Genomic DNA, 310 nt, shown 5'->3' on the forward strand with positions numbered 1-310 from the left:
CGGACGCTCGCGGAAATCTCGACTGCCGTAACGCTTTACGGTGAGAGGACCGCCGGCGCGCATCCCGGGCGCTCGTTTTCCATCAGTGTGCATATTCGCAGGGGCGATCGTAAGCCACGTGGCTTTGATGCGGCTTACCGCACTGGCGCCCTGGGGACCGACAGATGGGTTCTCATGGTCGATAACGACGCTGATGGCGCGCGGATCCTGCATGGACGATCCGCAGCCGAAACCGGAAACATGGCGTCCTGCAAAGGAGATGTGGCATGATCCGCCAGTATTATACGTCTCCATTCCAGGGCGGTAATAA

At 59.7% G+C, this 310-nt stretch carries 1 protein-coding gene; it reads right to left on the reverse strand.

Annotated elements, in window-relative coordinates:
* Window positions 1-213 (reverse strand): hypothetical protein (locus tag B7449_RS22710; protein ID WP_209426812.1); only part of this gene is annotated, 213 nt, incomplete at its 3' end.
* Window positions 214-310: the final 97 nt, after the last annotated feature.

The sequence above is a fragment of the Komagataeibacter intermedius TF2 genome (assembly GCF_000964425.1).
GTDB classification, from domain to species: domain Bacteria; phylum Pseudomonadota; class Alphaproteobacteria; order Acetobacterales; family Acetobacteraceae; genus Komagataeibacter; species Komagataeibacter intermedius.